This is a genomic window from Brevibacillus fluminis (genome assembly GCF_052072235.1).
Lineage (GTDB): Bacteria > Bacillota > Bacilli > Brevibacillales > Brevibacillaceae > Brevibacillus_D > Brevibacillus_D fluminis_A.
This window is the reverse complement of sequence record NZ_CM125436.1, coordinates 4079169-4102015: the sequence shown is the minus strand read 5'-3', so window position 1 is coordinate 4102015 and position 22847 is coordinate 4079169. Positions and strand designations below refer to the sequence as shown.

Annotated in this window: 22 protein-coding genes; 18 read left to right on the top strand and 4 right to left on the bottom strand. The window is 54.2% G+C overall.

Annotation, left to right across the window (positions count from 1 at the left end; translation table 11 throughout):
- Positions 1-84 precede the first annotated feature (84 nt).
- Positions 85-447, top strand: a complete 363-nt coding sequence (locus ACTID9_RS20425; protein ID WP_441066718.1) for a DUF4372 domain-containing protein — start codon at positions 85-87, stop codon at positions 445-447.
- A 31-nt stretch (positions 448-478) separates the two neighbouring features.
- Here the strand turns inward: ACTID9_RS20425 and ACTID9_RS20420 are convergent, their stop codons facing one another.
- On the bottom strand, positions 479-928 hold the full coding sequence (locus ACTID9_RS20420) for a rhodanese-like domain-containing protein (RefSeq protein WP_441066717.1): 450 nt from the start codon (positions 926-928) through the stop codon (positions 479-481).
- A gap of 134 nt (positions 929-1062) precedes the next feature.
- On the opposite strand from ACTID9_RS20420, the gene ACTID9_RS20415 reads away from it, so the two are divergent.
- Positions 1063-1950, top strand: coding sequence for a LysR family transcriptional regulator (locus ACTID9_RS20415; RefSeq protein ID WP_441066716.1), 888 nt, complete (start codon positions 1063-1065; stop codon positions 1948-1950).
- Positions 1951-1975: 25 nt separating this feature from the next.
- Here the strand turns inward: ACTID9_RS20415 and ACTID9_RS20410 are convergent, their stop codons facing one another.
- Entirely contained in the window at positions 1976-2200 is a 225-nt protein-coding gene (locus ACTID9_RS20410; RefSeq protein WP_441066715.1) for a hypothetical protein, read from the bottom strand.
- Between the two features lie 99 nt (positions 2201-2299).
- On the opposite strand from ACTID9_RS20410, the gene ACTID9_RS20405 reads away from it, so the two are divergent.
- The 15 genes from ACTID9_RS20405 (at position 2300) to ACTID9_RS20335 (ending at position 17313) form a co-directional block, all read left to right on the top strand.
- On the top strand, positions 2300-3652 hold the full coding sequence (locus ACTID9_RS20405; protein ID WP_441066714.1) for an MFS transporter: 1353 nt from the start codon (positions 2300-2302) through the stop codon (positions 3650-3652).
- Between the two features lie 402 nt (positions 3653-4054).
- Complete coding sequence (locus ACTID9_RS20400; protein ID WP_441066713.1) at positions 4055-5266, top strand: ROK family transcriptional regulator; 1212 nt, start codon at positions 4055-4057, stop codon at positions 5264-5266.
- A 170-nt stretch (positions 5267-5436) separates the two neighbouring features.
- Positions 5437-6738 (top strand): ABC transporter substrate-binding protein, encoded by a 1302-nt coding sequence (locus ACTID9_RS20395; RefSeq protein ID WP_441066712.1) that lies wholly within the window; start codon positions 5437-5439, stop codon positions 6736-6738.
- A 121-nt stretch (positions 6739-6859) separates the two neighbouring features.
- Positions 6860-7729 (top strand): carbohydrate ABC transporter permease, encoded by an 870-nt coding sequence (locus tag ACTID9_RS20390; RefSeq protein WP_441072670.1) that lies wholly within the window; start codon positions 6860-6862, stop codon positions 7727-7729.
- Between the two features lie 84 nt (positions 7730-7813).
- Positions 7814-8572 (top strand): carbohydrate ABC transporter permease, encoded by a 759-nt coding sequence (locus tag ACTID9_RS20385; protein ID WP_441072668.1) that lies wholly within the window; start codon positions 7814-7816, stop codon positions 8570-8572.
- Between the two features lie 29 nt (positions 8573-8601).
- Positions 8602-9585, top strand: a complete 984-nt coding sequence (locus ACTID9_RS20380) for a Gfo/Idh/MocA family protein (RefSeq protein WP_441066711.1) — start codon at positions 8602-8604, stop codon at positions 9583-9585.
- Positions 9586-9600: 15 nt separating this feature from the next.
- Positions 9601-10575: a Gfo/Idh/MocA family protein gene (locus tag ACTID9_RS20375; protein WP_441066710.1), complete on the top strand. Its 975-nt coding sequence runs from the start codon at positions 9601-9603 to the stop codon at positions 10573-10575.
- A gap of 5 nt (positions 10576-10580) precedes the next feature.
- Positions 10581-11549, top strand: coding sequence for a Gfo/Idh/MocA family protein (locus ACTID9_RS20370; RefSeq protein ID WP_441066709.1), 969 nt, complete (start codon positions 10581-10583; stop codon positions 11547-11549).
- 18 nt (positions 11550-11567) lie between these two features.
- Entirely contained in the window at positions 11568-12398 is an 831-nt protein-coding gene (locus tag ACTID9_RS20365) for a sugar phosphate isomerase/epimerase family protein (RefSeq protein ID WP_441066708.1), read from the top strand.
- 33 nt (positions 12399-12431) lie between these two features.
- Positions 12432-13424: an ROK family protein gene (locus ACTID9_RS20360; RefSeq protein WP_441066707.1), complete on the top strand. Its 993-nt coding sequence runs from the start codon at positions 12432-12434 to the stop codon at positions 13422-13424.
- Between the two features lie 167 nt (positions 13425-13591).
- Positions 13592-14194 (top strand): QueT transporter family protein, encoded by a 603-nt coding sequence (locus ACTID9_RS20355; RefSeq protein ID WP_441066706.1) that lies wholly within the window; start codon positions 13592-13594, stop codon positions 14192-14194.
- Positions 14191-15036 carry an energy-coupling factor ABC transporter ATP-binding protein gene (locus ACTID9_RS20350; protein WP_441066705.1) on the top strand — a complete coding sequence of 282 codons (846 nt, stop codon included), beginning with the start codon at positions 14191-14193 and terminating at the stop codon, positions 15034-15036. Before ACTID9_RS20355 ends, ACTID9_RS20350 begins: the two co-directional genes overlap by 4 nt.
- Entirely contained in the window at positions 15033-15878 is an 846-nt protein-coding gene (locus ACTID9_RS20345; protein WP_441066704.1) for an energy-coupling factor ABC transporter ATP-binding protein, read from the top strand. Before ACTID9_RS20350 ends, ACTID9_RS20345 begins: the two co-directional genes overlap by 4 nt.
- 3 nt (positions 15879-15881) lie before the next feature.
- Positions 15882-16706 (top strand): energy-coupling factor transporter transmembrane component T, encoded by an 825-nt coding sequence (locus ACTID9_RS20340; RefSeq protein ID WP_441066703.1) that lies wholly within the window; start codon positions 15882-15884, stop codon positions 16704-16706.
- Positions 16707-16800: 94 nt separating this feature from the next.
- Positions 16801-17313, top strand: coding sequence for a DinB family protein (locus tag ACTID9_RS20335; RefSeq protein WP_441066702.1), 513 nt, complete (start codon positions 16801-16803; stop codon positions 17311-17313).
- A gap of 130 nt (positions 17314-17443) precedes the next feature.
- Here ACTID9_RS20335 and acnA read toward each other — a convergent pair whose 3' ends face one another.
- On the bottom strand, positions 17444-20158 hold the full coding sequence (acnA, locus tag ACTID9_RS20330) for an aconitate hydratase AcnA (RefSeq protein ID WP_441066701.1): 2715 nt from the start codon (positions 20156-20158) through the stop codon (positions 17444-17446).
- 209 nt (positions 20159-20367) lie between these two features.
- Here acnA and ACTID9_RS20325 point away from each other — a divergent pair, with 209 nt between their 5' ends.
- Positions 20368-21147, top strand: coding sequence for a carbon-nitrogen family hydrolase (locus tag ACTID9_RS20325; protein WP_441066700.1), 780 nt, complete (start codon positions 20368-20370; stop codon positions 21145-21147).
- 122 nt (positions 21148-21269) lie between these two features.
- On the opposite strand, the gene ACTID9_RS20320 is transcribed toward ACTID9_RS20325, so the two are convergent.
- Positions 21270-22754: an IS1182 family transposase gene (locus tag ACTID9_RS20320; protein WP_441066634.1), complete on the bottom strand. Its 1485-nt coding sequence runs from the start codon at positions 22752-22754 to the stop codon at positions 21270-21272.
- Positions 22755-22847: the final 93 nt, after the last annotated feature.

Genomic DNA, 22847 nt, shown 5'->3' with positions numbered 1-22847 from the left:
TACTTATTGATGGCAACATTAAAAAATCCTTTACACCGGAAAGGTTAGGTAGTTCCTGTCCCAATCCAACGTAAAGGATCAGCCATGGACAAGCAGACCCTATTTTCTTCATTTGGTAAATGGGTTCTACCCATTAATGCTGTGAAACTTCAACAACGAATTGACGAAATGGATCAAGACAAGTACGTAAAAAAGCTGACAACCAAAGCGTACCTTCTCTTGTTTTTACATGCTCAACTCCAGCAAAGAGAAGGACTTCGGGCGATTGCAGACGATGTTTTATCAAAAAAATTCCAACGAGAGTTAGGGGTGTCTTCCATTAGCCCCGCACAGCTTAACCGGAAAAACAATCGAGTAGATCCTACGCTGCTTGAGAAAATAGTTGTCGACTTTGTTGGGCAAATCCCCTTCAGTAGCGGGTTTTATTATTTCACCTGTCTACTTTAAGGGGAGCATATCGCATGTTTCGACAGACCAATCAGTCATTCATGTTCCAATGAAGCGGAGCTTTTTCAGCCAAACGTCCTTCCACCGCTCCGCCTTCCCGCCGCCAATACTCGATCCCCCCGATCAGCTCCTTAACGGGAAAGCCGAGCGAGGCAAAACGCGCGGCTGCTTTGGTCGAGGAATTGCACGCAGGGCCCCAGCAGTACGTGACGATCAGCTTGTCAGACGGAAGCGAGGCGGTGGTGTCGCTGTTGATCTGACGGGCAGGCAGATTGATCGCACCGGGGATGTGGCAGTCTGCATACGCTTCCTGGCTGCGCACGTCGACGAGGACGAAGGAGTCGTTGCCCCGGCGCAGGTCGAGCGCCACGTCGGCGACATCGGTTTCGACGGAAAGCTTTGCAAGAAAATGCTGGTGCGCCTGTTCCGGGCTGGCTGCAGGTGTTTCGAGCACCAAGGAAAAGTTTGATTTTTTGGTCATGGGAAGTCCTCCTGTCGGATCATTACTTGGAAGCAATCAATGTTCTGAAGGTAATGTAACACGGTCTTTTCTATTGGTGTTATCTATAGTATTTTATAAGAACTATCAAAAAAAATTATAATTAGGTGATTGCGGTGGAATTGGTGTATTTGCAGACGTTTTGCGAGGTGGTCAAGTGGGGCAGCTATTCCAAAGCCGCCGAGAAGCTGGGGTACTCGCAGCCGAGCGTGACGATGCAGATCAAACGGCTAGAAGAATCCTATGGCGTCGTCTTGCTTGTGCGAATGGGCCGGGGCATGAAGCTGACGGCATCGGGTGAGGCGCTTTTGCCTTATGCCCGGGAGATGCTGCGGCTGCATGCTGAATCGAAGGAGGTCGTTTCGCAGCAAGGGACCGGCACGATGACGATCGGAACGATTGAAACGCTTGCGGCTTATTTTTTGCCTGCGATGCTTCAGCAGTTTCAAGCAAAGCACCCCGGGATCACGCTCTCGCTTTTGCCTGGCAACGAGCCGTCGATCATTCGGGCGGTAAAAGAAGGAGAGCAGGATTTCGGCTTCATTTTGGATGCGCCCTTTACAGACCCGGAGCTGGTCACGCGTCCGATTCGGGAAGAAGCCTTTGTCATCATCGCCAAACCGGGTCACCGCTTTCAATCGTTTTCGCAGGTGGTAGCGGCGGATTTGGCCGGGGAATCGCTGATTTTGACCGAGTCTGGCTGCACCTACCGCGCTTTTTTGCTGGAGCTGCTCAAAGCCAGGGACATCCCGCATCGCGTCCATTTTGAATTCGGCAGCATCGAGGCGATCAAGCAGTGTGTGCTGCACGGGTGGGGCGTCGCCTTGCTCCCGCGCTTTGCGGTGGAGGGTGACCTGATCCGGCGCGATTTGGTGGCGGTGCCGTTCGTTGACGAGGCTCTTTCATTTCAGACGCAATTGATTTATTCCAACCGGCGCTGGATGCCGAAAGCGTTCCTTTCATTCATCGAAATGATGGTGGCGGAAAGCGGAACGGTATTATGATCGCGCGCTGCCTGTTTTTCATTGGCTAAAGCAACCGGTCGGCGTCGCTCGCGAGCCGGGCGAAATAATCGATCACGAACTGGCGAAACTTTTGGCTAGCGAGCGAATAATAGCGGCCTGCCTTCCAAGCCAGCACAATCGTCCGGCGGCATACCGGATCGGTGATGCGCAAAGGCGTGATGGTGGAACGATCCACATGCTGGACCCCGATCGTCGTGCTAAAGGAGATGCTCAGTGAAATGATAAGCATAAGCATATCGAATGATAGGAAAATATCTATTTTCTAAAATCAGCAATCACAAGTAGAATGGAGTTGCTGTAACGAAGAAAATCGGCAAAGAGGTGCGGCATGAACGATAGAATCACGATGCCGATATGGGCGGGCGGCAACTTTTTGGTGGTGATGAACACGACGATGTTTAACGTGTCGCTGCCAACGGTGATCGACCAATTGCACATAACGGCAGGGCTTGGTTCCTGGATTGTCTCCGGGTATTCCATTATGTTTGCGCTGGCGACGATCATTTTCAGCAGATTGTCTGATTTTATTCCGATCCGCAAGTTAATTTCGATCGGGCTGCTTTTGCTCGGCATATCGTCTGTGCTCGGGTATGCAGCGGACAGCTTTGGTGTCGTGCTGCTCGCACGGCTTTTGCAAGCGAGCGGGGCGGGCGCGATGCCGGGACTTGGCATGGTGCTGGCGAGCCGCTATGTGCCGTATGAGCGGCGGGGCCGCGCGATTTCGATGATCGCATCCGGCAGTGCGCTCGCGTTCGGACTCGGGCCGGTCATCGGCGGCGCGATCACGCAATATCTCGGCTGGCATGAGCTGTTTTTGGTCACATGCTTGGTCATCGGACTGATCCCGGTCTTGTGGCGCCTGCTGCCGAAAGAAGCGCAGAAACCGGTCGGCTTTGATTTTGTCGGGGCAGGGCTGACGGTGATCGCTTCAGCAGCGTTGCTGCTTGCAATCACACAATTATCCCTTCTGTATTTGCTCGTCGGCGCCGCTGCACTGTTCGCATTGATCCGCCAACTGCGCAAAGCGGAACGCCCGTTCATCCATCCGGCTTTATTCGGCAACGCCGGCTACCGCAAGCTGGTCATGATCGCTTTCCTGGTGTTTATCCTCAACATGTCGATGCTGTTCTTGATGCCGTTGATTTTGGCTACTGTGTTTGCCAAAGGCGCGGCGACGATCGGCATGGTCATCTTCCCGGGTGCGATCTTCTCGGCGGTATTGATGAAATGGGTAGGGCGCTGGATCGACCGTTACGGCAATTTCCGCTTTTTGCTCGGCGGCCAGCTGGTGCTCGGGGCCGCGATGCTTTTGCTGGCGACCATGCTGCATGCATCAATGTATATCGTGCTCGCGGCGTATGTCCTGTTTGCGCCGTCATTGTCTGCGGTCACGTCTGCGCTGTCCAACGAAATCTCGCGCATCTTGCCAAAGGAGCTGATCGGCTCCGGCATGGGCCTCTCCCAGCTGTCCCAATATCTTGGAGGCTCCTTTGCAGTTGCGGTATGTGGCCTGTTGATGGTCTGGCAAAAAGAAATGCCCCCGGCAAACGCGTTTCAGCACATCTACCTGCTGCTGATCGCCGTATTGGCGATCGCTTTGGGTTTGCTGTATCAATATCGAAAATCGCAATACCCGCTAAAACGAACGCCGCAGCAGGACTTACAGCAGGTCAGCAATTGACTTGCTGTATTTTTTTGTGACTATGAATGGTGTAGCGACGATCCAACCTATGCAGCGAAGGATTTTTGCAAAAAAGCGGCACGCAGCCTTGGCAATGCCTGCCCAGGCGCAGCTGAAAAAGGGAACGGCTTTCGCGCCTCACAACATCCTTGAGATACACCCGCCGCGCAGCGTGTGGCATTGGGGCGCGGTTCCCTTTTTCAGCGGAGCCGGACTCCCCGGCCAACAGTGGGCATTGTCAGAGCGGAGTGCCGTTTTTTTGCAAAAATCCCGCCCCTCCACCTCACCCCAAAAAACAACATTCAGAATATTGACGAATGCCCCAAAATTACGTATGATACTTACTAAAGTTGCTGGAGAAACTCATTCTACCTGCAACACGATCGAATGTGAGAGGAAAACATGCTGATGCGCAGGACTGGTGATTCCAAACTCATCCAAGAGCTCAACCGCTTTATCATCCTTGACATGATCCGCAAGCATGGCCCGATCTCGCGCAGTGAAATCGCCAAGCGCAACGGCATCAGCCCGACTACGGTCACATCGGCGGTAGGGGAGCTGATCCGCGACGGATTGGTGTGCGAGGACGGCATCGGAGAGTCAAGCGGCGGGCGGAAGCCGATTATGCTCCGGTTTTATCCGGACGGACAATTCCTGATCGGAATTTCGCTGACGAACACCGCGGTTACCATCGCAGAGCTGAATCTGGAGGCGAACGTGCGCCACAAAGAGCGCTTCGCCTATGACAAACCGCTTTCAGGCGATGATGTAATCGCTTACCTTTTCGCTTCTCTGGAGCAATTTTTGTCCCGCTATGACGATCGGTCCAAATGCCTCGGCATTTCCATCATCGTCCCCGGGATCGTCGATGCCGCCAACGGCGCGATCCGCTACAATTCCAAGCTCAATCTGAAAAACGTCCCGCTCAAGGAGCTGGTGGAAGCCAGGTTCGGCCTCAAAACATGGCTGGAAAACGACGCCAATGCGATTGCGCTGGCGGAGAACAGCTTTGGACGCGGCACGCACAGCGACAACATGCTGTACGTGACGGTCGGCGAAGGGGTCGGGATGGGCATCATCGTCAACGGCGCCATTTTCCGTGGACATAACGGGGGCGCAGGCGAGTTCGGCCATACGGTCGTGCAGCAGACAGGCACCCGCTGCGATTGCGGCAATATCGGCTGTCTGGAGAACAATGTAGGCTGGCCGGAGATTTACTCGCGCATCTTGTCTGCCCACGCCAAAGGCAAGCAGACCGTCATCACCGAACTGGCGGGAGGAGATGTCACACGCATTTCGCCGGCACTGTTCCGCGCCGCACTGCAACAAAACGACCAAGTCTGCCTCGACATCATGGAGGAGATCGCAGCGACGCTTTCCATCGGCATCGTCAATCTGGTCAACCTGTTCAACCCGAGCCTCATCATTTTGGGGGGAGAGATTGTTCGCGACAACCCGCTGTTCGTCAAACGGGTGCGCGAGCAGGTGATGGACAAAGCGCTCTTTATTTTGACAGACGGTCTGGAGATTCACGCTACGGCGCTAGGGGAAGAGTTCCCGATGGTCGCGGCTGCGGCCGTATTGCTGCAGGATGTGTTTCATTTTTCCCTGTAGCTTTTTCATCCCTACTTAATAAAGTCATTGGAGAAAGAAAGTTACAACCCGATCCCGTTATTACCCTTGATGAAGCGTGCAGAATGAGGGGGGAGCAAAAAGAAAGCGCTTCAATCAGTTCATCCGATTATAGAGAGTGCCAATGAAAAGAAAGATGGAGGGGTTTTTCGATGAAAAAGAAGTTGCTTTCAATCAGCATGGTGGCAGCACTGATGGCGTTGGCGGGATGTTCCGGCCAATCCGCGGGCAACACCGCACCGACTGCAGACAGCAATGCGCAGACAGGCAATCAGGCGGCAAGCGGGGAAAAGGTCGATCTGACATACGCGGTCTGGGATAAAAACCAGCTTCCGGCGATGGAGGAAATCGCGAAAAAATTCAATGAATCGCATGGCAACATCAATGTGAAAGTGGAGTTGACGCCGTACAAGCAATACTTCACCAAGATGGACGCGGCAGCACAAGGCGACAGCTTGCCTGACGTGTTCTGGATGAACGGACCGAACATCGTCAAATACGCCTCCAATGACATGCTGCTGCCGCTTGACGACCAGATCAAGGCAGACGGTGTCGACTTGAACAACTACCCGAAAGCATTGGTTGACATTTATACGGTGGATGGAAAAACGTACGGCTTGCCGAAAGACTTTGACACGATCGGCCTGTGGTACAACAAAAAAATGTTCGACGATGCCAAAATTCCGTACCCGGACGCTTCCTGGGATTGGGCGAAGCTGAAGGAAGCCGCTGCCAAGCTGACGGACAAAAACAAAGGCGTATGGGGCTTTGCATCCCGCCCTTGGGGTCAGGAAAACTTCTATAACGTCATCGCGCAAAACGGCGGTTATGTGATCTCCGACGACAAAAAAACGTCCGGCTACGACAAACCGGAAACGATCGAGGCGCTCAAGTTCCTGGTTGACTTCATCAAGGACGGCACATCCCCGACCGCGCAGCAAATGGATGAAACGTCCGCGCCGCAACTGTTTGAATCCGGCAAGCTGGCGATGCTGTATGACGGCGCATGGATGGTAAGCGAGTTCGCGCAAAACGAATACACCAAAGACAAAGTGAACGTGGCAGTGCTGCCAAAAGGCAAAGAAAATACGAGCGTCATCCACGGTTTGGCAAACGTAGTGGCGGCGAAAACGAAGCATCCAAAAGAAGCATGGGAGTTCGTCAAATACTTGGGCGGCAAGGAAGCTGCCGAGATTCAGGCGAGCAAAGGCGCAGCGATTCCAGCGCTCAACGGCACGCAGGAAGCGTTCATCAAATCGTATCCAAACTTTGATTTGAAAATTTTCGTTGACCAGGCGGCGACAGCGAAGCCGTACCCAATCTCCAAAAACACATCCAAATGGGTGCAGGCGGAGACTGAGTACATGACCAAAGCGTGGAGCGGCGAAATGACCGTCGAAGCGGCGGCGAAAGAGCTTGCGCAAAAAATGAACGAAATGCTTTCGCAAGAGTAGAAAGAAGCGGTAGGTACGGCAGGCAGCGGCCTTGTCAAAGCGACAGGGCCGTGCCGCCCACCAGCTGATAGAGAGGGGACAGAATGTGAACACTTCCGTAAAGTCGAAAACGTCAACTCGGATGAAGCGTACGGATATGCTATGGGCTTATGCCATGATTGCTCCCACGTTACTCGGACTTGTCGTTTTCTATATCTGGCCGCTCTTGCAAACCATTTATCTCAGCTTTACCAAGTGGGGCGCATTTGGCAAATACAAATGGATCGGCTTGCAAAACTATGAAAAATTGTTCTCAGATGTGCAGCTGTTGACTGCCTTGAAAAATACGCTGATTTACACCGTTCTGTCTGTACCGTTCAGCATCGCGTTTTCCATTCTGGCAGCCGTGCTGTTGAATCAGAAGATCAAAGGCGTTTCGTTTTACCGCACGCTTTACTTCCTGCCGGTCGTCACGATGGCTGCAGCGGTGGCGATGGTATGGCGCTGGCTGTTCAACGCCGATTTCGGCCTGATCAACTATTGTTTAGGATTGTTTTCCATTCAAGGTCCCCGCTGGATTACCGACCCGTCCATTGCGCTTTATGCCGTGGTGATCGTCGCGATCTGGAGTTCGATCGGTTATAACATGGTCATTTTTCTGGCCGGCTTGCAAGGAATCCCGCGCATGTATTACGAGGCAGCCGAACTGGATGGGGCGAGCCGCCTCCGCCAGTTTTTCACCATCACCTTGCCGTTGTTGACGCCGTCGATCTTTTTCGTCAGCATCACGTCGTTGATCGGCGCATTCCAGGTGTTCGACCTGATCTACATGATGGTCGGGAACTCCGCGCTGGAAAAGACGCAGACGATCGCCTATCTGTTCTACAAATATGCATTCGTGACCGGGGAAGGCGGCTATGCGGCTGCGATCGCGGTGCTGCTTTTGGCGATCATCCTGCTGGTGACCGTCGTGCAGGTCAAAATGCAGAAGCGCTGGGTTCATTATGATTAAGGAGGGACGCTTGTGAACGAGGGGCGCTTTGGCCGCGGTCCGAAGCTGCTGGTCCATATTCTTTTGATTCTCGGGGCCTTGCTGATGGTCGGTCCTTTTCTCTGGATGATCCTGACCTCGCTCAAAACATTGGGTGAATCCCAGCAGGTGCCGCCGGTGATTTTTCCAACGGTCGCGCAGTGGAAAAACTACGCGGAAGTGTTGACGACCATTCCGATGCTGCAATTTTATTGGAACACGATCATCACGACGATCGTGAAAGTGGTGGGGCAGGTGTTCCTCTGCTCGCTCGCCGCATACGCATTCGCGCGCATCGAGTTTCCGGGACGGAACATTCTGTTCATGCTGTTTTTGTCGGTGCTGATGGTGCCGGGGCAGGTGTTTTTGATTCCGCAATTTTTGATCATGAAAGATTTAGGCTGGTTGAACACGCTGACGGCATTGATCGTGCCAGGCTTGTTCAGCGCATTCGGTACGTTTTTGCTGCGTCAGTTCTTCATGTCTTTGCCAAAGGAATTGGAGGAAGCGGCCAAGCTGGACGGCTGCAACCATTTCCAAATTTACTGGCGCATCATGCTGCCGCTGGCCAAACCAGGCTTGATCGCACTTGCGATTTTCGTCACGCTCTGGTCGTGGAACGATCTGATGTGGCCGCTCATTGTCAACACGTCGCCTGACAAGCTGACGCTGTCTGCCGGTCTGGCCTCGCTGCAAGGGCAGCATCAGACGAACTACCCGATTTTGATGGCGGGCTCGGTCCTGGCGATCTGGCCGATGATTCTGGTCTTCGTGTTCATGCAGAAGCACTTTGTGGAAGGGATTTCGCTTAGCGGCTCTAAATAATGAAGGAAAATGAAAAGGAGTGGAAACATATGCATCATGTTCTGTTACTGGGCGCAGGAACGATGGGCAGCGTCCATGCGCGTTCCTATGCGGCGATGGAGAATGTTACGCTTGCGGGCATCGTAGAGGTTCGCAAAGAAAAAGCGGAGGAGCTGGGCCTTGGGGTACCGGTGTTCGCCACATACGAGGAAGCGATGGCAAGCCTTCCGCGCGTCGATATTGTCGACGTCTGCTTGCCTACATATTTGCACAAGACTTATGTGAAAAAGGCGGCGAATGACGGCAAGCACGTCATCTGCGAAAAACCGCTCGCCCGCCATCTGGCCGATGCGCGCGAAATGATCGACTTTTGCAAAGAGAAGAACGTGAAGCTGTTTGTCGGCCATGTGCTGCGCTTTTTCCCCGAATATGAAAAAAGCCGCGCCTTCGTACAGAAAGGGGAGATCGGCGATGTTGCGGTTGCCCGCACGTTCCGCGGCGGCATTTTCCCGACCGCGTGGAATGACTGGTACGCCGATCACCAAAACAGCGGCGGCCTCGTGCTCGATATGATCATCCACGACTTCGACTTTTTGCGCTGGAGCTTCGGCGATGTGGAGCGGGTGTACGCCAAAAGCCTGCTCGGCCGCGGTTTCGCCCGGATGGATTACGCGCTGGTTACGCTGCGCTTCAAAAGCGGCATGATCGCACATGTGGAAGGGTCTTGGGCGCATGAAGGCTTTGCGATGAAAATGGAGCTGGCAGGCAAATCCGGCATCATCAACTACGACAGCGCGCAGGAAAAACCGCTGATCGCAGTCAGCCGCGCCAAGCAGCAAGGGGTTGGCGGCGTAGCCGTGCCGGAAAGCCCGCTGAACGAAAATCCGTACTTCCGCGAGCTGAAACACTTCATCCATTGCATCGAAACGGGCGGCGATTCGCTCGTGACGGCAGAGGATGCCTACAAGGCGATGGAGATCGCGCTGGCCGCGATCAAGTCGATCGAAACTGGTGAAGTTGTGACGTTATCCTAAGGGAGGGAACAAGTGATGAAACTGGGGATCATCAGCTTTGCACATATGCACGCATACAGTTACGCACAAGCGATTGAAAACATCGAAGGAGCCGAACTCATCGGGATCGCCGATGAAGACGAAGCGCGCGGCAAGGCAGCTGCGCAGAAGCTTCACACAACGTACTATGCCGACTACCAGGAGCTGCTCAAGCAATCCATCGATGCGGTGATCGTCACATCGGAAAACGCGAAGCACAAAGAGCATGTCGTGGCGGCGGCGAAAGCGGGCAAGCACGTCCTGTGCGAAAAACCGCTGGCAACGAATGTGGCGGATGCCGAAGAGATGATCGCGGTTTGCCGCGAGCATGGCGTCAAGCTGCAAACGGCTTTCCCTGTGCGCTTCCATCCGGCTGTCCGCCGTGCGAAGCAAATGGTGGAGGCAGGCAAGCTCGGCCGCATCATGGCGATCCGCGGCACCAACCGCGGCAAAAATCCGGGCGGCTGGTTCATCGATCGGGCCAAATCGGGCGGCGGCGCGGTGATCGACCATACCGTACACGTCGTCGACCTGATGCGCTGGTTCATGGGCGCTGAGGTGAAGGAAGTGTATGCGGAAGTCGACAATCTGCTTTGCGATACGCCGATCGACGACTGCGGCATTTTGACCATGGAGTTCGATAACGGTGTGTATGCGACGCTCGACTGCAGCTGGTCCCGCAACAAATCGTTCCCGACATGGGGCGATGTGACGATGGAGATCATCGGCACAGACGGGACGCTGTCGCTCAACACATTCGGTCAAAAGCTCGACGTCTACAGCGATGACAAAGGCTTGACGTGGGCCTATTGGGGCGATGACATGGACGGCGCGCTGGTGAGCGATTTCCTCGCTTCCATCAAGGAAGGCAAGGCACCATCGATCACGGGCGAGGACGGCATGCGGGCGGTTGAGGTCGCATTGGCTGCGTACCAATCCTCCGAAAACAAGCAGCCGGTCAAACTCGGGTAAGCGCCATGACAGCGAATCGAGTAAGAGTCGGAATGGTCGGCACAGGTGGCATCGGTCGTGTTCACCTGGCCAATCTCACTAAAATCGATCAAGCGCAATTGGTCGCGGTTTGCGATGTAAATGAGGCGAGCGTAGCCGAGATTTGCGAAACATACGGCATAACCGGATATACGGATTACGAAGCGATGCTTGCGGCCGAACGGCTGGATGCGCTGTTCATCTGCGTGCCGCCGTTTGCGCAAGGAACGCTGGTGGAGCAAGCGGCAGCGCGCGGCATTCACCTGCTGGTGGAAAAGCCGATCGGGCTTGCCATGGAAGAGGTCGAGCGCAAGCTGAAGGCGATTCAAGATGCGCAGATTCTTGCTTCCACCGGGTATTGCCTGCGTTATTTGGACATCGTCGCCCAGGCCAAAGCGTATGTGGCGGACAAAACGATCGCAATGGTGCGCGGGCACTACCTGACGTCATTCGTGCAAACCCCATGGTGGCGCGAACAGGCGAAATCGGGCGGCCAGCTGGTGGAGCAGGCAACCCACACGCTGGACATGATGCGCTACTTGGCGGGAGATGTATCCAAAGTCTACGCCCATGCGGCATTGCGCGTGATGGGGGACGTGCCGGGGCTCGATATTCCGGACGTGACATCGGTAAGCCTTGCGTTTTCCTCGGGGGCGATCGGAACGCTCGACACGACGTTCACCCAGCCGGATCACCGCACAGGTGTCGAGGTGCTGGGCAAAGGTTTCCGGCTGCAGATCAGCGGCCGGGACCTGACGATCGTGGACGCGGAAGGCACGCGCACATACAGCAGCACGCTTGATTTTTACCTGGCACAAGATGAAGCGTTCATTCGCGCGGTGGCAACAGGAGATGAAACCCTGATCCTCGCGCCGTACGCGCAGGCGCTACAAACGTTGAAAGTCACGCTGGCTGCGAACGAGTCCGCGAAATCGGGATCGCCAGTCAAGTTGTAAGCAAGGAAGGTGCAGGGCATGAACTGGAAAAAAGGAATCAACGCATGGTGCTTTCCGGCCGACATCGAGCTTGCCGAGATGTTCCGCCAAGCCGGCGCGCATGGTTATACAGGTGTTGAACTGAATTTGGCTGATCAAGGAGAAGGCGCGTTTCATCTGGGATCATCAGAAGAAGAGCTGAAGGCGATCGCCCGGCTGGCTGGTCAAAACGGTCTGGAGCTGCCGAGCGTTTCGACTGCGCTTTTGTGGAAATATCCGCTGACACATGAGGATGAGGTGGTTCGTCAGCAAGGGATGCTCGTGGTGGAAAAAATGATTGAAGCGGCGGCGATATTCGGTGCCAAAACCGTACTGGTTGTGCCGGGACTCGTTACACCGGCCGTCAGCTACGATGTCGCATATGACCGTGCGCTTGAAGCGGTTCGCAAGCTGGCCAAAAAAGCCGAGGCGTACGGCGTCAAGATCGGGATCGAAAACGTGTGGAACAAGTTTTTGCTGAGCCCGCTGGAAATGAAGCGGTTTATCGATGAGATCGACAGCCCGTGGGCAGGCGCTTATTTTGATATCGGCAATGTGGTCCAATTCGGCTTTCCGGAGCAATGGATTCGCATTTTGGGCAAACGCATCATCGCGCTGCATGTGAAAGATTTCAAAACGTCCGCCGGCAATGGAACGGGATTCGTGCCGCTTTTGGCAGGCGATACGCCGTTTGAACGCGTGGTGGAGGCGATTGCCGAGATCGGCTACGAGGGCTACATCATGCCGGAAATCACGCCGTACGGCCGCCATCCGGAACAGCTGATCAGCCAGACATCCCAAGCGATGGACGCAATATTTGGCAACAAGTAATCATGAACTCGTTTGTAAGGATGTGCAAAAGCGATGATCCAGGAGAAAAACTACGCAATTGGGCTGGATCTCGGCGGAACCAAAATACTGGCTGCCTTGATCGATGAACAAGGGCGGATCGTCCACAAAACGACGTGTCCAACGCTTGCAGCCGAAGGGCAGGAAGCGGTTATCGGCCGCATCCTGTCCTCGGTGGAAATCGTGCTGACAGAGGGCGGCATATCCACGACGTCGGTTCGCGGCGTCGGGATCGCTACGGCCGGCGTGATTGATACGAAAGCCAACAAAGTGCTGTACGCGAACAATTTGGGCTGGGAGCATGTCGCGATCGGACAGATCGTATCCGAGCGCTTTGGCCTGCCTGTCCAACTGATCAATGACGCGAATGCCGCTGCGGTTGCGGAATGGGTGTTCGGCGCAGGCAAAGGCACCGACAACGTCATTTATGTGACGGTCAGCACAGGGGTCGGCGCGGGATTCATCAGCGACGCCCGGCTGATCACAGGCAAAGGGGACAGCGCGGGCGAGTTCGGTCATATTTCCATCGATCCGGACGGACCACCGTGTGCCTGCGGGAATCGAGGCTGCCTGGAAAACTATGTGTCAGGCCCCGCATTGGCAAAAATCGCGCGCACGCGGCTTGCAGCCGGCGAGAAAAGCGCATTTCTCAGCCAATACCCGCCTGAGCAAATCACGGCAAAGGAGATCGGCGAAGGCGTCATGCAAGGCGATCCGCTTTGCAAGGATATTCACCTCCGGGCTTCCCGCGATTTGGGAGCGGGCATCACCAGCCTGATCCATCTGTTCAACCCGGAGCTGATCGTCGTGGGTGGCGGCGTCATGACCACCGGCGACTACCTGTTCGCAGAAACGGAAAAGATTGTGCGTGAGCGGGCGATCTCCCGCATGGCAGAGCAGGTGCGTCTTGTGCGCAGCAGCTTGGGCGGCGAGGCGGGTGTGCTCGGCGCGGCCGGGTTATTCCTGCAGCGCAATCGCCAATCGGCAAGCGCATTACCCCAGCTGTAAACCTATCAAACAGGCGAGATACTCGGTCATCGACAGAGAGAATCTCGCCTGTTTTTTATGCTCGACCGAGATTTCATCGGCGCATAAACATTTGCTAGATTTACCAGAAAAGCGGTAATATATAGGATGGTAAATTCTATCATTTCGTCTTTTTGGGAGGCCATAAAATGGAACGATCACTTTTTCGCCGCAGATGGACGACCGTCGATTTTGTCCTGATCGTCGTTACAGCGGCGCTATATGCAGTTGCCTTGATCATGCTGGCGCAGGTGAAGCTGATTCCGCAAGTGCCGATCCGTCCAGCCAATGCGCTGCAGCCGGTCTTTGGCATGCTGTTCGGGATTCCTGGCTGCCTCGGCTTGGCTTTTGGCAATCTGGTCAGCGATTTGATGACGGGAAGTGCTGCGCCGCACATTTTGACCACGGGCTTCGTCTCCAACTTTTTGGGCGGATTCATCGGCTATGTGCTCGTGAAAGATCCGTCGCTAAAACGCGGTCGCAGTTATGTGGAATATTACTTGTTTGTCGTGCTGCTCGCTTCGCTTGTCGTCGCATGCTCCATCCTGATCAACGTCGCGCTTGGCTTAACGCCGAAAGAAGTGGCAGCAGGCTTCATTCCTGCGGTTTTCCTGAACCAAGCGATTTCCACCGCCATTTTGGGGCCGATTCTTCTGAAGCTGCTGTACCCATTCGTCAAACGGGCGGGCTTGTACCGGGGACGCCAGATTGGCAGCGGCTATGATTTGCCGGCCAGAAAGGTATTTCCGTGAGTTCCGTCGACGTGCTCTCGCTTCAAGACGTCTGCTGGCGCTATGAGGATGGGGCAAGCTGGACGCTTGCGGGAATCGATCTGTCCTTGGCGGAAGGGGAGGTCGTCGGCTTGGTCGGCCCCTCGGGCGCTGGCAAAACGACGCTGCTGCTGGCGATGGCCGGATTGATCCCCGCAAATTATGCGGGCGGGTTCAGCGGCAAGCGCAGCGTGCAAGGAGAGCTGGGAATTGTGTTTCAAGATCCGGAAACGCAATTCATCGGCTTGACGGTAGAAGAGGAGATCGCGTTTTCGTTGGAAAATCGGGGGCATGACGACCGGGCGATCGAGCGTCGAATCGAGGACGTGCTTTCGCTGGTCGGCTTGTCCGGCTTTGCCCGCCGCTCGCCGTTTGAGCTGTCTGGGGGAGAAAAGCAGCGTGTCGCGATCGCATCCGCCCTCGCACATGCGCCACAGGTGCTGCTTTTGGACGAGCCGACGTCCGAACTCGATCCAAAAGGGGCGCGCGAAGTGTTCTCCCTCATTCGCCGATTGAAAGAAGAAGAGCGGATGACGATTCTGGTCGCGTCCCATGCGACGGAGGAATTGGCCCAATTTTGCGACCGGATGCTGCTGATCGCCGATGGATCGATCGTGATGGACATGCCGGCAGACGCGTTTTTTTCCCAGGTCGCTTCTCTGGATGCGCACGGGATTCATGTCCCGGATATGATTCGCCTGTATCATGCGCTCTGCGCGGAAGGCGTGCTGGACGAAACGACGGCGCCATGCCCGCGCACGGTAGAGGATATGCTGACCCTGTGGCAGACGCTCGTGCGCAAAGGCGAGGTGGCGATTCCGTGAGACAGGAACAACATCGGCCTTTGATTCAGTTTGAACAGGTGGAATACGGCTATGAGCGGGGAAAACCGGTGCTGCGCGGCATCGACCTGTCGATCGGGCAGGGGGAGTTCATCGCGCTGATCGGCGGCAACGGTTCAGGCAAAACGACGCTGGCCAAGCATTGCAACGGCTTGTACAAGCCGACTGCCGGCACCGTACGGGTTGAGGGGAAGGACACGCGGGCGATGTCTGTCGCTGAAATGGCAGGCGTCGTGTCGTACTGCTACCAAAATCCCGATCATCAAATTTTTCAGTCGACAGTCGAGGCGGAAGTGGCGTTTGGCCCCCGGAACATGGGGCTTTCCGAAAGCGAGATTCAAGGGCGGGTCGAAGAAGCGCTGGCCGCGGTCGGGCTCATTCACTTGCGCAAGGAGGAACCCTATTTCATGGGAAAAGGGACGCGTCAAAAGATTGCGGTCGCATCCGTTTTAGCCATGAAGCCACGGGTGATCGTGCTTGATGAGCCGACGACAGGACTCGATCACCACGGGGTCCGCGAGATGATGGCACTGATCGCAGCGCTGCACAGGGCAGGGCATACCATCGTGGCGATTACACATGACATGCGGCTTGTTGCCGAATATGCCGAACGGGTCGTGGTCATGCGCCAGGGGGAGATCATTTGCGATGATGCCCCTACGCGCGTCTTTGCCCAGCCTGAACGGTTGGCAGAGGCGCAGGTCGAGCCGCCGGCCTTATCCCGGTTTGCACTCGGAGCAGGATTGACGGAGCCGCTGCCGCTCACATTCGCTGCCCTATCTAGGCAGATGGCAAAAAAACTGCTGGAAAGGGGCGGGAGGTAAGACATGCGGCATGATACACAGTCACACCGTTCGGTTTTGTTTGCTGACAGGCATCCGAGTTTTGCGCTGCTGTTTTTCATCCTGGTGGGGACGCTGCCTTTCCTGTTCCAGGACCCGCGTTTTTTGCTGCCGCTCTTTTTGCTCAATCTGCTGCTTGTGCGCAAGGGCAACTGGACAGGGATGCTGCGAAAAGCCTTCCTGGTTGTCGGTGGGATCGGCGGGCTGTTTACGATGCTCTCCTGGCTGCCGTTTACGCAAGCCGGCCATGCGTACTGGCGGAGCGAAATTCCGCTCATCCATTATCCGGTGCAGATTACCGACACCGGGGTGTTATGGGCTTGCGGCATGGGGCTGCGCATCGCCAATGTCGCCTTGTTGTCGATGTTTTACTTGATGCGTACATCACCGAGACAGCTGGCAATGGGGCTGCGCGGGATCGGCGTCCCGTATTCCGTCGGCTTTTTGCTCTCGCTCATCTTCCGCTTCATCCCGCTGATCAAGCATGACCTGGGCACGATTCGGGAGGCGCAGATGGTCAGAGGGATGGCCTTTGAACGAGGAAATCTGGCCCGAAAGATGAAACAATACGTCGTCTTGCTGGTCCCGCTGATCTTCACGTCGCTGAAGCGGGTGCAGCTGATCGCCAATGCGCTCGATGCCAAAGGCTTCCGGATGCGCAATCCGCAGCATCGCTTCTACCGGATGCCGCGCTGGCAGCCGGTGGAATGGCTTGCGCTTGGGGCATGCTTTTGCGCCGTTCTCGCGCTCGCTTATATGGCGCGCATCCATCCTGAGCATATCGGCGTGCTGTTGCCAGGCAGGATTTAGAGTCGCGCGCTCAACCGTTTGAAATTTTTTGAATGATTTGGTAAAATTCGAGTGAATTCGAGAGAAACGGCTTTAACAAAAGGGGGAGCGTTTTGTGAATCAGCGTCCAGCAGCGGAAGAGCACTCGGCTTATTACGGGCAATACATCGGTTTGGTTCCCGATGGAGAAATTTCGGAGATTTTGGTCCGTCAGCTTGAGGAGATGACCCGCTTTCTTTCGGAGTTAACGCAGGAACAGGCGAGCCATCGCTATGCGGAAGGGAAATGGAGCATCAAAGAAGTGATCGGCCATATCGCGGACACGGAGCGGGTGATGAGCTATCGCCTGCTTCGCGTTGCGCGGGGGGATCAAACCGCTCTTCCCGGTTTTGACCAGGACTTGTTAATGGAAGGCATCTCGTTTGACGCGTATTCGGTAGCGGATCTGCTGGAAGATTATACGGCAGTACGACGCGCCACGCTGACATTGCTGCGCGGTTTGCCGGCCGAGGCGTGGGACAGAAAAGGCACGGTGAGCGATAACAACACCACGGCGAGAGCATTGGCCTACGTGATTGCAGGCCATCAGCTGCATCACATGAACATCATCAAGGAACGGTATTTGTAATTGCAAAAAGCAAAAAGCAAAGAGAAAAGGCCCTCGGAATGACCGAGAGCCTTTTTCTTATCCAGTATAAGTGCAACCGCGGCTCCGCCAAAATGCATGGCGGAGCCAGGTTTTCTAATCAGCAGGAATCTTATTTGCCGGTGCGCAGTTGGCGCAGTACGGTTTGCAAAATACCGCCGTTTTTGTAGTAGTCGATGTCAACGGTGCTGTCCAGACGAACGATTACATCGAATTCGAATGTGCTGCCGTCTGTACGGGTTGCTTTTACTTTCGTGCGTTGACCAGGTGTTACGTTGTCGTCGATCCCTACGATATCGAATGTTTCGGTACCGTCGATGCCGAGGGACTGCCAGCTGGCGCCATCTGCGAATTGCAGCGGCAGCACGCCCATACCGACCAGGTTGGAGCGGTGGATACGCTCGAAGCTTTCAGCGATAACCGCTTTTACGCCAAGCAGGAAGGTACCTTTTGCCGCCCAGTCACGGGAGCTTCCTGTACCGTATTCTTTACCAGCCAGTACAACCAGGTTCACGTTGTCTGCTTGGTATTTCATCGACGCATCGTAAATGCTCATCACTTCACCGGTTGGCAAGTATTTCGTTACGCCGCCCTCTGTGCCTGGAGCAACTTGGTTACGGATGCGGATGTTTGCGAACGTACCGCGCATCATGACATCATGGCTACCGCGGCGAGCGCCGTAGGAGTTGAAGTCTTTGCGTTCTACGCCGTTTTCTTGCAAATATTTACCTGCAGGGCTGGTAGGGGAGATGTTACCAGCAGGCGAGATATGGTCGGTTGTGACGGAATCGCCCAACAGCGCCAATGTTTTCGCGCCTTTGATTTCAACGATATGGCCAGGTTCAGCAGCCAGGTCTTTGAAGAATGGAGGCTCTTGGATGTACGTGGATTTTTCATCCCACTCGTACAGGTCGCCTTCTGGCGCGTCGATTTCGTTCCAGCGTTGGTTTGCAGTGAATACATGCTCGTATTCGGAGCGGAACAATGCCGGGTTCATCGCTTTGCCCATTGCTTCAGACAGCTCTTGGGAAGTTGGCCAGATGTCTTTCAGGTAAACAGGTTGTCCGTCTTTGCCTGTACCGATCGGTTCTTTGGTCAGGTCGATGTTGACGGTACCAGCCAAAGCGTAGGCGATAACCAATGGCGGAGAAGCCAGGTAGTTCGCTTTTACTTGTGCATGGATACGGCCTTCAAAGTTACGGTTACCGGACAGAACAGCAGCTACAGTCAGGTCGCCGTCAGCGATCGCTTTGCTGGTTTCATCTGGCAATGGACCGGAGTTACCGATGCAGGTGGTGCAACCATAACCGACAACGTTGAAGCCGATAGCGTTCAAGGAATCGATCAGACCAGCATCTTTCAGGTATTGCGTTACGACGCGGGAACCAGGAGCGAGCGAGCTTTTCACGTGAGCAGGTTTTACCAAACCTTTTTCAACCGCTTTTTTCGCTACGATCCCTGCGCCCAGCATTACGCTTGGGTTGGACGTATTTGTACAGGACGTGATCGCTGCGATTACAACAGAACCTGTTTTCAGTTCGGATTTCTCGCCGTTTGCGTACGTCACGGGAACGGTTGTGTTGATTTTTTCTTCGGACAGTCCGAAGCCAGCTTTTTCGATAGGCGCACGCAGGCTTGCGTTGAATGCTTCTTTCATGGAAGTCAGTTCGACGCGGTCTTGCGGACGTTTTGGACCAGCAAGGCTTGGTACCACTGTGGACAGATCCAGTTCCAATGTTTCGGAGAAAACAGGGTCTGGAGTGTCATCGGTGCGGAACAGTCCTTGTGCTTTGGTGTACGCTTCAACCAATTGCACGGTTGCTTCATCGCGGCCGGTTTGACGCATGTAGTTGAGCGTCTCTGCATCGACCGGGAAGAAGCCCATGGTTGCGCCGTATTCAGGTGCCATGTTGGCAACAGTCGCACGGTCAGCAAGCGAGATGTTGGAGAGGCCGGAGCCATAGAACTCAACGAATTTGCCAACCACGCCTTTTTTGCGCAGCATTTGCGTTACGGTCAGTGCCAGGTCGGTCGCAGTAGCGCCCTCGGACAATGTGCCGGTCAGTTTGAACCCGACAACTTCAGGTGTTACGAAATAGAGCGGTTGGCCGAGCATACCTGCTTCTGCCTCGATACCGCCGACGCCCCAACCTACTACACCAAGACCGTTGATCATGGTAGTATGGGAGTCAGTACCAACGAGCGAGTCAGGGAAAGCAACCAATTCGCCGTCAACTTCACGGGAAGCGACAACAGTTGCCAGGTACTCCAGGTTTACCTGGTGAACGATACCAGTCGCAGGTGGAACTGCACGGAAGTTATCGAATGCAGTTTGTGCCCAACGGAGGAAGCGGTAGCGCTCTTCGTTGCGTTCGAACTCCAGCTTCATGTTGGTTTCCAGAGCAGCGTCGCTGCCGAAAGCGTCAACCATGACGGAGTGGTCGATAACCAGGTCAACCGGTACGAGCGGGTTGATCCGTCTTGGATCGCCGCCGAAGCGTTTCATCGCGATACGCATTGCTGCCAGGTCAACGACAGCCGGTACACCGGTAAAGTCTTGCAGCACGATGCGTGCAGGCATGAGCGGAACTTCCTGGTTCGCGTCGCGGCCTTTTGTCCAGTTCGCCAGCGATTGTACATGCTCTTTTGTGATGGCGCGATCGTCAAATTGACGAACAGCTGCTTCAAGCAGTACCTTAATAGAGAAAGGCAACTTGGAAACTTCGCCGATGCCTTGCTCTTCAATTCCTTGCAAGCGATAGTAGGCGTACTCTTTGCCGCCAGCTTGCAAAGACGATTTCACGTTATAAGCGTCTTTCTTTGCCAAAGGAATGACCTCCTATGAATGGAATGAAGGCTGAGAAAGCTCTAGTTCCATCTGGTGAAACTGAGTTTCGTTTCTCGATCGTTTTCATTATACTCGATTTGCCAGTAGTATTCTACCCCATTTTCACAAAATGTTTAAATCTAGTGAAGGCAATTTCTGACCAAATGGAGAAAAAGATGATTTCCTGATGATAAGGGAGGAGAGAAGGCATGAATGTAGCATCCATTCAAGTCGAAATCAAAGACACCGAAACGCGCGATGAGCGCATCAAACGGGTAGAGGGCATGCTTGACGCGCAGGCGGGAGCGGATTTGATTCTGCTGCCGGAAATTTGGGCGACCGGTTATTTTTCGTTCGACCGGTACCATGCGGAGGCGGAGCCGATCGATGGCGAATTCGTCCAGCGCTTTGCGCGCAAAGCGAAGGAGCTGCAAACCCATCTGTTTGCCGGCAGCTTTGTGGAGCGCGACGGCGACAACTATTACAATACGAGCGTGTTGTTCAGCCCGGCAGGCGAATTGATCGGCAGCTACCGCAAAATCCACCTGTTCCGCTACGGCTCGGCCGAAGGGCAGCTTTTGACCGCAGGCAGCGAACCGGTCGTCGTCGAGACCTCTTTTGGCAAAGTGGGACTGGCCACCTGCTACGACTTGCGCTTCCCCGAACTCTTCCGCCGCCAGGTCGATTTGGGCGCTGAGCTGCTCCTGGTCACATCCGCTTGGCCGCACGCACGGCTCGCGCACTGGAACCTGTTCAACCAGACGCGCGCGCTGGAAAACCAATGCTATCTGATCTCCTGCAACTGCGTCGGGAAAACCCGCGACGTCTTCATGGGCGGACACAGCCAAATCGTCGATCCGTGGGGCGTCACCATCGCATCGGGCGGCGAGCACGAAACCGTCGTCAAATCGGAGATCGACCTGTCCCAAATCGCTCACATCCGCGAAGTGTTTCCCCAATTGAAGCATCGCATGCTGCCGACTTCTTAAAGGAAGAAATACGAGAAAGCCGCCCAATCGTGAGAGCCCTGCTAAATACCCTTCTTTTTCGTAGAAGGACTACTCGGGGTCACAAGAAGTACCGTTTCCATGAAAAAATGCAGCCATCCTCCTCAGGAGACTGGCTGCATTTTATTTATGAGCTTCACCATCCGCTTCGCATTCACGGCAAAAGCTGTCAGTATTGCTTGTATTCGCATGCGGAACAAACCACGGTATTTGGCCCTGGTCAACCCATGAAATCGTTTGAGTTCCGCATTTTTGTGCTCGATGATCGGGCGGCGTTTGATTCGTTCTTTAAACGTTTCGCTCATCTCAAACTCGATTTGTTCTTGATAATGCTCTGCCACGATCCGAATCGAATACGTTTTGCTCTTGGCTCCCGGCTTGAAACATCCTTCTCGAAGTGGGCACACCTTACATTTTTCAATGTCAAAGTAGAAGACAAGAGAACGACTTTTTCCCGTCTGTTTGCTTCCTTGGATCGCTTTACGAATGCTGTGTTCCCCTGCCGGACAAATCACAAAATCCGCATCTTTGTTATAGTCGAATCCTTCCTGTTTTTGACCACCGTTATGTACGACAGGGTTAAGAGGAACGACCGGTTGAATTTCCTCTTTTTTCATGACCGCCAAATTATCTTTACTCGAATAGGCAGTATCCCCAATCACTTCACTGATTTCCATTCCTGTATCCAATGACTGATTCAAGAGTTTTGTAAACTGTTTACCGTCATCTGCGCTCCCACCCGTTACTTCCACCGCAGTGATAATCTCTTCCTCCGTCATGGCGATATGTTCTTTGTAACCAAAAAACGACTTCGTGTTGCTTTTCCATCCAAAACGGGCATCCGGGTCAATCGCAGACATGATCCCTTTGTTTGCTAGAAGTCGCTCGTCCTCCACGATTTGTTTGGCAATGTGGAGTTTTTCTGAGATAGCTCCTTCATGGTCAGGAAGGAAATGCTCCACGGCTTCACCAAGATCAGCAAGATAATGCAGCATGACTTTTTCCGCATCCGCTTGATCTTTCTCCAGTTTCGGTTGACGCGGAAGCTTTTTTTCAAGCTTGGGATGTTTCTTGACCACAACACGGACTAAGCGTTTGGCTGCATCGCGAAGAACTTCAAGCGGACGTTGTGTTTGACCCCCGGCCAGCGAATGCGTGGCATCCATGATAACCGTTTTTGATTTGATGATCCCTTTGTCGATACACTGCTTTACAATATTCTTCAGGACGTCATCTACTTGGCTGGCACCAAGCCGATGATTTCGAAAACGTGATAATTGCGAAGGGGCAGGGAGTGCGTCTTCCGGATTCAAACCAGCAAACCATTTATAGGCCAAGTTCACTTGTGCTTCTTGAATCATCCGTTCATCCGACAGGTTATACAGATACTGCATAAACAAGAGGCGAAACAGTAGCTCCGGCTCGTTCGCCGGTCTACCGTAATATTCGCAATATGAGGTGCGTACCAAGTCATGAATAAAAGAAAAATCGACTACATCATGAATTTGACGCAATAGATGATTTTCTGGGATTAGTTTATATAACTCCGCGTGGAAGGAGAGCGATTGTTGTTTCGCAGAATGAAGCATGAAATCCAACTCTTTCGTTTTCTTTAATTATATAACAAGACCCAGTACCGCGAACGTACTGGGTCTTGTTTTTACAGAAACTGTATGACTTTT

Bases quoted from the DNA above. Each gene is read 5' to 3' on its own strand.
- ACTID9_RS20425 (WP_441066718.1), top strand. From the start codon at position 85: ATGGACAAGCAGACCCTATTTTCTTCATTTGGTAAATGGGTTCTACCC.
- ACTID9_RS20420 (WP_441066717.1), bottom strand. From the start codon at position 928: ATGACCAAAAAATCAAACTTTTCCTTGGTGCTCGAAACACCTGCAGCC.
- ACTID9_RS20410 (WP_441066715.1), bottom strand. From the start codon at position 2,200: ATGCTTATCATTTCACTGAGCATCTCCTTTAGCACGACGATCGGGGTC.
- ACTID9_RS20405 (WP_441066714.1), top strand. From the start codon at position 2,300: ATGAACGATAGAATCACGATGCCGATATGGGCGGGCGGCAACTTTTTG.
- ACTID9_RS20400 (WP_441066713.1), top strand. From the start codon at position 4,055: ATGCTGATGCGCAGGACTGGTGATTCCAAACTCATCCAAGAGCTCAAC.
- ACTID9_RS20395 (WP_441066712.1), top strand. From the start codon at position 5,437: ATGAAAAAGAAGTTGCTTTCAATCAGCATGGTGGCAGCACTGATGGCG.
- ACTID9_RS20390 (WP_441072670.1), top strand. From the start codon at position 6,860: ATGAAGCGTACGGATATGCTATGGGCTTATGCCATGATTGCTCCCACG.
- ACTID9_RS20385 (WP_441072668.1), top strand. From the start codon at position 7,814: ATGGTCGGTCCTTTTCTCTGGATGATCCTGACCTCGCTCAAAACATTG.
- ACTID9_RS20380 (WP_441066711.1), top strand. From the start codon at position 8,602: ATGCATCATGTTCTGTTACTGGGCGCAGGAACGATGGGCAGCGTCCAT.
- ACTID9_RS20375 (WP_441066710.1), top strand. From the start codon at position 9,601: ATGAAACTGGGGATCATCAGCTTTGCACATATGCACGCATACAGTTAC.
- ACTID9_RS20370 (WP_441066709.1), top strand. From the start codon at position 10,581: ATGACAGCGAATCGAGTAAGAGTCGGAATGGTCGGCACAGGTGGCATC.
- ACTID9_RS20365 (WP_441066708.1), top strand. From the start codon at position 11,568: ATGAACTGGAAAAAAGGAATCAACGCATGGTGCTTTCCGGCCGACATC.
- ACTID9_RS20360 (WP_441066707.1), top strand. From the start codon at position 12,432: ATGATCCAGGAGAAAAACTACGCAATTGGGCTGGATCTCGGCGGAACC.
- ACTID9_RS20355 (WP_441066706.1), top strand. From the start codon at position 13,592: ATGGAACGATCACTTTTTCGCCGCAGATGGACGACCGTCGATTTTGTC.
- ACTID9_RS20340 (WP_441066703.1), top strand. From the start codon at position 15,882: ATGCGGCATGATACACAGTCACACCGTTCGGTTTTGTTTGCTGACAGG.
- ACTID9_RS20325 (WP_441066700.1), top strand. From the start codon at position 20,368: ATGAATGTAGCATCCATTCAAGTCGAAATCAAAGACACCGAAACGCGC.
- ACTID9_RS20320 (WP_441066634.1), bottom strand. From the start codon at position 22,754: ATGCTTCATTCTGCGAAACAACAATCGCTCTCCTTCCACGCGGAGTTA.